Here is a 5,754-nt window from a genome sequence, read left to right on the forward strand (position 1 = left end):
GCGACCGTCTGGGTCGGCTGGACTTCGTTGGCGATCAAAGGATCGTCGTTGAGGGCCTGGACGGCCACCGGATCGCGCGAGAAGTCGGCGTTGTCGAGCTTGAGGACGTGAGCGTGCGGCGCGAGATGGCTCAGCCCCTTCAGCACGGCCAGCGCGAAGTCCGGCGCGGGCACCTGAAACGCGAAGCTCTCGCAGACCAGCCCGGCCAGTTCGGACTGATGCGCCAGGGTGTAGAGACAGGCCACCACCCCGCCCGCGCTGTGACCGAGCAGGAACACCGGAAGCCCGGGCTCACGGGCCTTTGCGACTTCGGCGAGCTTCTCGACGTCGCTGACGTAGTCCGACAGGGTTGCGACGAAGAAGCGCTCGCCCTCCGATTTTCCCCGCCCGCGCAGGTCCACCGCGTAGACCGCCAGGCCGTGGCTGGTGAGCTGCTCGGCCACCCAGCCGTACTGGCCGCTGTGCGCGTTGAAGCCGGGAACGATCAGGACCACCGCGCGGGCCCTCTCGCTCGGGCGCCATGAGCGAATGAACAACTTGAGTCCCGAGGAGCCATCGATCCGCTCCTCGCGCGCCGCGTGAACCACCGTTTCCGCCATCGGGCATCTCCTGTTTTCGTCGAGTTCTGGGCACGACGAATCGCCGCGCAGATCCGGGACCGGGCCGATCCTCGGCGATCCCGTACCTGCGCGGCGATGATACCGCGAGTGGGGGGTTCGTCAGGCGCGACGAATCACGACCTCGAGATAGTCGGCGGGTACCACCAGGCTGCCGCGTCCGCCGCGGTCGAAGCTCGCCAGCAGCTCGAGCAGCGCCTGGTGCAGTGCCCGTTTTCCCGCCTCGTCCAGCGCCGCGAACGCCCGCTGGGTCGGTCCGTAGTAGTCACGGAACAGTTCAATCCAGTGCTCGGCGGACGGATTACGGAACGTGAACTGCTTCTTCTCGATGTTCATGATCCGGGCGGAGCCACGGAATAGTTCGGCCAGGCGCTCGCGAGTGCCCCATTCGAAGGGCGGACGCACCCCGGCCGGCGGCGGAACGAATCGCGACATCACCTTGAACAACTCGCCCACGAATCCGTCGGGCGTCCAGTTGGCCATGCCGATACGGCCGCCCGGTCGCACCACGCGGGCGATCTCCGCGGCGGCGCGCTCCTGATGGGGCGTGAACATGATTCCGAAAGTCGAGAGCGCGACGTCGAACGAGGCATCTGGAAACGGCAAGTGCTCGGCGTCCGCCACCTGGGTGCGCATGGTCAATCCGTCGATCTCGGCACGACGGAATCCCTGCTCGAGCAGCTCGGGCACGTAGTCGGTCGAAGTGACGTCGGCGAAGCGGCGAGCGGCGGCGAGCGAAGCGTTGCCGTTGCCGGCCGCGACGTCGATCACACGATCGTTGGAGCCGAGATCCACGGCTTCGCACAGCGTCTCGCCCACGATCTGGAGCAGCACCCCGATGCGGCCGAAATCGCCCGCCGCCCACGTCGCCTGCTGGCGCTTCTTGATGGTTTCGAAATCCGGGGAGGACACGGTCTGGGTCACGGACATGGAATTCTCCTGGGGTAGAGGTGAAGGGAATCAGAATTCTCCGACGGCAATGCAGATGCGAAGCGACGATTCCCGCACTTTGCCGAGCGTCGGGAACCTCGTGCCGTTCGTCTGACTGCGCGCCACGTCCGGCGGGCGAATCAATTGTTGGTCACCGTGTGATTGGTCAGGCTCGAGACGTTGATCCAGCGGACGTATCCGCCCGGTTTGATGTGCGCGGACGACGGGCTGAAGCTGAGGCCGCTCAGCCCGATCTGGACTACCGCGGAATCGCTGCCCGCGGCGTCGACCGCCACGGAGCCCACCATTCCCATGGCTTGATGCGCGATGCAGTGATAGCCGAAGGTGCCGGCGTTCGGGAAAGTGAGCTGCGCCGATTGCTGGGCGCCGAAGGGACCGAAGCTGAATGACATGCCGCCCGATCCACCACCGCCCCCCATGCCGCCTCCTCCACCGCCGGCGGCGACCGGCGCCATGGGCGACCCGCCGCTCGAGCAGCCCGAGGCGGCCCCCGCCGCAAGCACCAGGGCCAGGGTGACAGCCGCCCGATGCATGCCTCGGAACAAGACGGGGAGCTTCGCGGCGGCCGCCGGAACCGGATTCGTGCTCATGGGATCCTCCGATCGCTAGGAGTGCGGCGGCCCTATTTGAATGACATCGAGATGCCGGCGCGCGCATCTTGACGCTTGTTCGAGCGTCGGAAAAACTATGCCGATCGTCCGAGGTGGCGCTGGAGACGAGATCGAGGCGGAGTGGTGCCAGGAGAGATTCATGAGCCGTGACACGCTTTCGGACGTACTGCGCGCGGTGCGGCTGCGCGGCGCGTTCTTCTTCTATATCGAAGGCGCCGACCCCTGGGTGGTCGAGACCTCGCGCTCGAGCGACCTCATCCCGCACATCCTTCCCGGCGTCGAACACATGATCGAGTTCCACGGGGTCGCGAGCGGGTCCTGCTGGGCCGCCACGGTGGACGGGGAGCCGGTGCAGCTGCGCGAAGGCGACGTCGTGATGTTCCCCCAGGGTGACGCCCACGTGATGTCGAGCGCGCCGGGGATGCGCGCCAGGATCATGGATGGGGGTCTCCAGTTCGCGCCGAGGCCGGCGCAGCTTCCCTACTCGCTGAGCGCATCCGGGAGCGGAGCGACCACCGCCCGGCTCGATGGCGGAGGCTCGAGCGAAACCACGGTGGTCTGCGGGTTCCTGGGCTGCGACGCCCGGCCGTTCAACCCCCTTCTGTCCTCGATGCCGAAGGTGCTTCGCATGCCCGGGCTGTTCTCGGATGCCTCTTCGTGGGTCGCCCACCTGCTGCGCGCGGTGGTCGAGGAGTCGAGCCGCAAGCGACCGGGCGGCGAGGCGGTGCTCGAGCGCATGAGCGAGATGCTGTTCGTCGAGGTGCTGCGTCGCTATGCCGACTCGCTTCCTCCCGACCAGCCGGGGTGGCTGGCCGGCCTGCGCGACCCGGCGGTGGGACGCGCGCTGGCGCTGATGCACGAGCGTCCTGCCGAGAGCTGGACGCTCGAGCGCCTCGGAGAAGCCGCCGCGATTTCACGCTCGGTCCTGCACGAGCGGTTCGTCCACTTCATCGGGCAGCCGCCGATGCAATACCTGGCGCGCTGGCGCATGCAGGTCGCTGCCGGGCGATTGCGCGACACCGACACCAAGGTCAACGACATCGCGCTGGATGTCGGCTACGAGAGCGAGGCGGCTTTCTCGCGCGCGTTTCGCCGGGCGGTCGGGGAGTCGCCGGGCGCCTGGCGCCGCGCGCGCCGCGCGCGACCCCCCGGAGACCGCGCGGCCCTCGACGCCTAGGGCCGGCGGATCACCGCTTCCCGATCCGCCGCCGGGACCAGCGATCAATCGAACTCGTATTTCGACTCCGCCGGCGGCTGATCGGGTCCGACGTGCCCGGCACGGATGTCGGCGAAGAAATAGGACTCGCCCTTCATCGGGAAGCCCGCCATGCGGCGCAGCATCGCCAGCTGCCCCACGTGGGTGAGCGAGTCGGCGAACGGACCCTGATACCACTGCTCGAGCGGCACCTCGATCGGATCGCCCGAGGCGAGCGACTCGTCGATCGAGCGAAGCGCGGCATGGAATCGGCTGACTTGACGCTCCCAGGTGTCGGGCTCGGTGTCCTTCCACCTGGCCGGGCCACGGAGCCGCGCCGCCGAGACCTCGAGCAGATCGCCGATGTGAGCCAGGATCTCGAGCGGGGTGCGGGTGGTGGGGCTGGCCTTGAAGTTCGCGAACTCGGGTGGCGCGCCACGTGTCGCCTTGGCGCCGCGGTAGGCGATGGTGGCATTCGCGTGGCGGAGGAACTGACGCACTTCGTTCATGGGAGCTCCGGTGCGACGCGATGCATCCGCGCGCTAGCGAAGGTGCACGAGCCGCAGCGAGCGCATCTGGCCGGCGGCGGTGAGTCTCGCGTAGTAGACTCCCGCGCCGAGCCGGCTCGCGTCCAGCCAGAGTTCGTGCGCCCCCGCCGGCCACGTGCCTTGAATCGGCTCGGCAACCGCCCGTCCGCTCACGTCGAACAGCTCGAGTGTCGCGCGGCCGGACTCGGGAAGCTCGAACGCCAGCCTCGCGCGCTCTCGAACTGGTTGGGGACCGGCCAGCGCGAATCGCAGGTTGTTCGCGCGATCGTAGGTCGCGACCGACACGGTCCCCAGAGCGCGGCGCCACAGGCCATCGCCACGCGCGGCGTAGAGCTGGCCGGCGCTGATCCCAAGACCGCGGATGAAGGCGCCGCCGAAGACCTCCGGGCTGTGCCAGGTGGCGCCGTTGTCATCGCTTTGCTCGATCTCCGCCAGAGTGGAGAGATCGAACGCGCCGATCAGATGGCCGCCCTGAGTCACGAAAGTGCTCCAGTTGACCGGGCCGAGCCCCAGATCCACGCGCGTCCACGGCTCCTGACCGGCCGTGCTGTGGAACAGGCCGAGATTGCTGCCCACCACCCAGCCGGTGCCGGTCCAGGCCGCGGTGGTGGCCTGGAGACCGGCGTGAATGCCCACGTTGTCGAGGTTGGAGACGGTCCATTCGGGATCGCCGGGATCGCGGAAGAAAACCATGCCGTTGGCGCCCCCCATCGCGAGCAGCCGACCGCCTCCCAGCGCCAGGCTATTGAGCGTCGAAGCCTGATTGGGCTCGAACACTTCCCCAAAGTGGCTCCATGCGCTCGGCCCGTGAATCGCCCGCAGGTAGACGCCGGCGCCGGCCGTGCCCGCGAACAGGCTGTCCCCTCGCACCACGAAATCCACGATGTCGAGCTGTGAATCGAGCACCCCTCCTACCAGCCCCTGGTTGAAGTCGCTCCAGCTCGCACCCAAATCGTCGCTGACGAACGCTCCGTGCTTGAAGATCCCTGCGTACAGCCGGCCGTCGTGAACGAGCAGCGCTTCGATGGCTCCGGCGCCGCTCACCGGCCGCGCCGACTTCCGCCAGGTCGCGCCGGCGTCCACGCTCAGATAAACGGCGGTATCGACCGCGGCCGCGATGGTGTCGCCGTTCGCGAACATCGAAAACAGTTGAGTGGTGGGAATCTCGGGGACCTGCGCCCAGTCGGCACGAGCGGTCGATGGGAGCGACGGAAACACCGCCGCCGCCGCGAGCAGTGCTGCAAGCATCTGGCCTTGCGGTCTCATGGGCAGCCTCCGCCGCGCTTGGATGCCGGGATGCGCGACGCGGTTTGGCGCAATTGCCCCGAGTGGCTCAGCCGACGACCGCTCCTCCCGCTCACCCGCCATACCCGGTCGTCCGCGTTGCCAGAGGCACGCCGCGTGGTGCTCGTGGCGGCCGTCCGGCCCGCTCCGAGGCGATCCGGTCAGTTCCGATCGCGATCCCGATCGTGGTCCGAAGGGCGCCACGCCTGCGGATGGTTTCTCCAGCGGTAGTCGCGGTCACGGATCTCGAAGATCCGGTGCGGCACGAGTCGAACGTTCACCGCCACGAACGGGCCGCCGTAGCTCGAACCGCGATACCAGTAGCCGTTGCCGTACAGGTAGGTCCAGGTTCCAAACCGGAACATGTCGTACTCGGCGGAGTCGTCGTCGAGCACGTACACGCCGGAATCGGTCAGATAGCGCCAGCGCGCATGCTCGCCGTACGAAATGGTGGGTGCCGGAGGAGCGCTGGAGATCTCGACTCCCGCGCTGATTCCCGTGCTCGTACCGGTCGTTGCGCACGAGGTGATTCCCAGCGCGGCGAGTGC

7 protein-coding genes are annotated in these 5,754 nt (G+C 68.0%); 1 reads left to right on the forward strand and 6 read right to left on the reverse strand.

Annotation, left to right across the window (positions count from 1 at the left end):
• From VMJ70_03255 to VMJ70_03265, 3 genes are all read right to left on the reverse strand, one after another.
• Positions 1 to 599: alpha/beta fold hydrolase (locus VMJ70_03255; protein HTO90128.1), on the reverse strand; the 599-nt coding region annotated here is incomplete at its 3' end.
• A 120-nt stretch (positions 600 to 719) separates the two neighbouring features.
• The gene (locus VMJ70_03260; GenBank protein ID HTO90129.1) at positions 720 to 1,547 is read right to left on the reverse strand and encodes a class I SAM-dependent methyltransferase; all 828 of its coding nucleotides are present in this window, start codon (positions 1,545 to 1,547) and stop codon (positions 720 to 722) included.
• 140 nt (positions 1,548 to 1,687) lie between these two features.
• Positions 1,688 to 2,158 carry a plastocyanin/azurin family copper-binding protein gene (locus tag VMJ70_03265; GenBank protein HTO90130.1) on the reverse strand — a complete coding sequence of 157 codons (471 nt, stop codon included), beginning with the start codon at positions 2,156 to 2,158 and terminating at the stop codon, positions 1,688 to 1,690.
• A gap of 160 nt (positions 2,159 to 2,318) precedes the next feature.
• Between VMJ70_03265 and VMJ70_03270 the strand changes: the two genes are divergently transcribed.
• A complete protein-coding gene (locus tag VMJ70_03270; GenBank protein ID HTO90131.1) occupies positions 2,319 to 3,356 on the forward strand; it encodes an AraC family transcriptional regulator in 1,038 nt (345 codons plus the stop codon).
• A 44-nt stretch (positions 3,357 to 3,400) separates the two neighbouring features.
• On the opposite strand, the gene VMJ70_03275 is transcribed toward VMJ70_03270, so the two are convergent.
• The 3 genes from VMJ70_03275 to VMJ70_03285 form a co-directional block, all read right to left on the reverse strand.
• A complete protein-coding gene (locus VMJ70_03275; GenBank protein HTO90132.1) occupies positions 3,401 to 3,883 on the reverse strand; it encodes a hypothetical protein in 483 nt (160 codons plus the stop codon).
• A gap of 33 nt (positions 3,884 to 3,916) precedes the next feature.
• Positions 3,917 to 5,188 (reverse strand): T9SS type A sorting domain-containing protein, encoded by a 1,272-nt coding sequence (locus VMJ70_03280; GenBank protein HTO90133.1) that lies wholly within the window; start codon positions 5,186 to 5,188, stop codon positions 3,917 to 3,919.
• Between the two features lie 179 nt (positions 5,189 to 5,367).
• The coding region (locus tag VMJ70_03285; protein HTO90134.1) for a hypothetical protein at positions 5,368 to 5,754 on the reverse strand (387 nt) is incomplete at its 5' end.

Source organism: Candidatus Sulfotelmatobacter sp. (assembly GCA_035498555.1).
In the GTDB taxonomy this organism is placed as follows: Bacteria; Eisenbacteria; RBG-16-71-46; order RBG-16-71-46; family RBG-16-71-46; genus DATKAB01.

Coding starts and splice junctions, on each gene's coding strand:
- VMJ70_03280 (HTO90133.1), bottom strand. CDS start 5,188: ATGAGACCGCAAGGCCAGATGCTTGCAGCACTGCTCGCGGCGGCGGCG.
- VMJ70_03275 (HTO90132.1), bottom strand. CDS start 3,883: ATGAACGAAGTGCGTCAGTTCCTCCGCCACGCGAATGCCACCATCGCC.
- VMJ70_03260 (HTO90129.1), bottom strand. CDS start 1,547: ATGTCCGTGACCCAGACCGTGTCCTCCCCGGATTTCGAAACCATCAAG.
- VMJ70_03265 (HTO90130.1), bottom strand. CDS start 2,158: ATGAGCACGAATCCGGTTCCGGCGGCCGCCGCGAAGCTCCCCGTCTTG.
- VMJ70_03270 (HTO90131.1), top strand. CDS start 2,319: ATGAGCCGTGACACGCTTTCGGACGTACTGCGCGCGGTGCGGCTGCGC.